This is a genomic window from Nonomuraea antimicrobica (genome assembly GCF_039536965.1).
GTDB classification, from domain to species: domain Bacteria; phylum Actinomycetota; class Actinomycetes; order Streptosporangiales; family Streptosporangiaceae; genus Nonomuraea; species Nonomuraea antimicrobica.
This window is the reverse complement of record NZ_BAAAZP010000183.1, coordinates 1-3,799: the sequence shown is the minus strand read 5'-3', so window position 1 is coordinate 3,799 and position 3,799 is coordinate 1. Positions and strand designations below refer to the sequence as shown.

Sequence of the window (3,799 nt, the reverse complement as noted above, 5' to 3'; positions counted from 1 at the left end):
ATCAACGATCAACGAGACCACCAGACACGGCCTTAGATCATTTTGTTAGGACCTCTTAGACACCCAGAGGCCCTCCGCGATCTTGCGGAGGGCCTCTGACCTGGAGCCGCCTTGGGGATTCGAACCCCAGACCCCTTCATTACGAGTGAATGGCAGATGCCTCGTTGACGGCATCCCGAGCAGCTCAGACGATCGCTGCGGTGTGGCGGCAGGTGATTGCGTAAGGCGGTGTTGCTGTATCGGTTGCTGTACAGCACGAGGCACCGTGCCCTACTCCACATGTAAGTCGCCTACCCCCACCAACTCTGGCCGACTCGCTTCTCTCGCGTCTCGGCTTCGTCGGCGGACATGGTGAGGTCGCCGCCGCTCAGGCTGAGGGAACGGACCGCCTCAGGGGTTCCTATCAGCTGTGGATTGGTGGCGCCGTGGAAGGCGGTGTCACTCACCTGGAAAAGATGAGGGTTCTCGAACTCCAACCCACACAAGTCCCAGACTTCATCCCGCTCAGCTTGGGGACGAGGCGGCACGGCCAACTGGACCAGGGCCGTGCCAGCGCGTGGAAGGTCATACCGAGTATGCGCAGCCACGTATTTGGCCAGCCGCAGTTCGGCCTCCGCAGGCAGATCGGAGACCGGCCCTCTCCCCGGCTCGAAGCCCCGTTCTATCAGTGGCATCAACGAGTTGACCCACTCTCGGGTCGTGCCGCAAACCTTGCTGGCGAGATCGCGCAGGCGGCCTGCGAACCAGGGAGCCAGGTCAGGTCCTCCCTTCCGTACCCAGCCTTCGACCAACTGGCGGAATGCCTTCTCACGCCGGCTCGCCCTGCGATGCGCGCTTGCGGCGAGGATGGACTCCCCCGCGCCGGCGAACGCCAGGCACAGAGACCGGACTGGGATCTGACCGGCATGGTGGGCGTAGCGCACCATGCGGATCTCCAACATCGCATGGTGCAGGATCGTCACAGCGGCCGACGGGCCATCGTCCAGCGGTTTCTGCCGTCGCGGCAGCGGTGTCCGACGAGATGGCCGCGGGCCGGTCGGGGTTCGCGCATCGAGAGCCCGGCCCGCTGCGGACAGGTGCCATGCCATGTCGTCCGGATGGATGGTGGCACGAACCGCACGCAGGATTCCGCGTTTCCCCATGCCGATCGCTACCTGACTCGTCCCGTAACCCATGGTGATCCCGGATGAGTCGCGGGAATCAAAGCGCGCATCGGTGACCTCGTCAAGCCACAGCCATAACTCAGCGACTTCGTCGGCCGGTCGTTCCGAGGCATACCGGCGTCGGGCGGCCACAGCCAGCGTGCCCGTCAACCGGGTGCCTAGCCGTTCCAGTACCAGCGAGCGAACCTCGGCGGTGGCCAGGTCGTAGTCGACGCCGATTCCCGCGGCGACCTCCGTCGTCAGCGCCACCGTAGGCGCCCTCACGACGCCCTGGTAATCACGGTGGTGACGGTCGCTCTCCATCGGCGGTGGCAGCAACGACTCCAAGTCGTACCCGGCGATCGCCGATTGCTCCACCATCCACGTCCGCCGTTTCACGCCGAGAGCGGCCATCCACGCCAAGGCGGCACGTGCCCTCCGGTTTCGGCCCCACGATGTACGGGCGGCCAGTGCGCGGAACACGAGGAAGGTGTTGTTGTCCCAGACGTCGGAGACCGTGTGAATGGTTTGGCGATCGTAGGTTCTGGCGTCCGCCGAAGCGTCCGCCATCTGCACAAGCGAACGGTCCAGCAACGCGCCTAACGCGCTCGCCGCCATCGCGTTCCTGGTGATCCCCACACAGATCATCATGCATCGGGACTCGGAGTCAGGACTCCTTCACGCAGTCGGCACTCTCAGGCGACCCGCCACACAGCCGGTGCTGTGGCGTCACCACTGTCTCAGCCGGGTCTCCTCGATCTCGAAGTGCCACCGACGTTGTCCGAGAGAAACGTGGAGCACAGCGACATCGAGGTCACCATAACGATCTACACTCACACCTCTCTCGCCGAGAAGGGCAAGGCTCTCGGCAAGCTCGGAGACCTCTCGGTTGATAGACCGGCACCGACGCACCCGTGAGCACACCCACTCCGGGGTATTGCCGTGTCTCCTGCCTGCCGAGTGGATCTCCTCGCCAAGCTCGTGCTGTCGACCGAGGTCAGCGGTGCCGTGAGGCTGCCACCGTGTGCTCGTGGTAGACGATGTTGTCGTCAACTCCTGCGCCACCTCAGCCTCCGTCATCCGATGGCAAAGCCCGACGAAGGAGGGCCGCGGCAGCGATCCCCCAGCTCCGGTTTGATCGTCAACCAAGTTCCTCCGAGAAGCGTCTATCATCGTGGGCTTGTGTCGACCCCACGGGACACCAGAGGCAGTAGAGACACCATCGAAAGCATCTGTATCAAGGGGAGACCCCACCGTTCTGAGGAGCAAGGTGAACGACTCTTGGGTAGCGATCGACTTCGAGACCGCCAATTCACACCGTGGAAGTCCATGCGCGGTTGGCATGGTGAGTGTCGAGACGGGGAGGATCACCGAGTCCTTCACCACCTTGATTAAGCCACCCGCGAAATATTCTTGGTTCGACTCCTTCAACGTCGGTCTTCACGGCATCAGTGAGAACAGCGTGAAGGACGCACCCACTTGGGAGGAAACCTTCCAGAAGATCCTCGCATTCGCGGGCGGACGACCGCTGGTCGCCCATAACGCCGCCTTCGACCTCGGGGTTCTCCGGGAAGCCTGCACCGCAGCAAACATCCTCTGGCCGGACATCAGCTATGCCTGCTCCCTCGTCGTCGCGAGAAAAACTTGGACCCTCTCCTCATACAGCCTGCCATACGTAGCCCAAGCGGCAGGTAGCATGCTTCCCCGTCATCACGAAGCCGGAGCCGACGCCCGCGCTGCCGCCGAAATCATGCTCGACGCTCTGCGTTTTCATGAGGCGATGACGCTCCATGACCTGTTTGCCAACCGTAAGATCCGGATGGGGCGGATCTCGGCGGATTCCTGGTCGGGATGCCAAAGCACAAACAGCAACACGCGTGCTCCCATACCCGACGCGAACCCCGACGCAGACCCCAACGGACCGTTCTACGGACTTGCAGTCTGCTTCACCGGCACACTGCTCAGTATGAACCGCAAGGAAGCTCATACCCACCTTGCTGAAGTTGGCGGTCAGCCCGCGGTCGGAGTGACCCGTAAGACTGACGTCCTGGTAATCGGCACCCAGGACCCTGCCAGGCTACGGCCAGGCGACGACCAGAGTAGTAAGAGCAGAAAGGCTGAGGAGTTCCTCGCGAAAGGTCACCAGATAGAGATAATCAGTGAGGCCGACTTCCTGGAGCGGCTTGCCTGTAGCGAAATCGCCAAGAGAGGGTGAACGGGCACGTGCTCCGACCACCACTGAGCACGACTGCCTTCGTTGCCAACCCTGGGTAAGGGCGCCAGGGCAAATCAACGTGTGCTGAGCAGTACGCACGGTCGGACGCTACCCCATGGGCCGTGTAGTCGTTCCGTGTCAGCGGGTTCACTGACTTTTGCTGATTCGCGCTGCGTGTCGACATGCCGCTCTAGTGCAGACTCTAATGAAGCTCGACCGCCTGCACACGGGCAGCCTTCGCCATCCTGCCGGCCCGGGCACATGTCCTCCTCGAAGAGGGGGACATGTGCGGGAAACGCGGTATGCATGACGAAGGGCAGCTACGCGTGGTCCACTAACCAGATGGCAAACGTGGTTACGAGTCTCGTAGCAATCATGGGGACACTGAGGCTTTTTCAACCCGTGGCGGCGGGGGTGCTGGTCACAGCATGATCGCGAGCTG

General features: G+C 62.6%; 2 protein-coding genes. One reads left to right on the top strand and one right to left on the bottom strand.

From position 1 onward, the window contains the following. Positions 1–290 precede the first annotated feature (290 nt). Positions 291–1,781, bottom strand: a complete 1,491-nt coding sequence (locus tag ABD844_RS41800) for a hypothetical protein (RefSeq protein WP_344891486.1) — start codon at positions 1,779–1,781, stop codon at positions 291–293. 631 nt (positions 1,782–2,412) lie between these two features. Between ABD844_RS41800 and ABD844_RS41795 the strand changes: the two genes are divergently transcribed. Beyond that, a complete protein-coding gene (locus tag ABD844_RS41795) occupies positions 2,413–3,357 on the top strand; it encodes an exonuclease domain-containing protein (RefSeq protein WP_344891483.1) in 945 nt (314 codons plus the stop codon). Positions 3,358–3,799 lie beyond the last annotated feature (442 nt).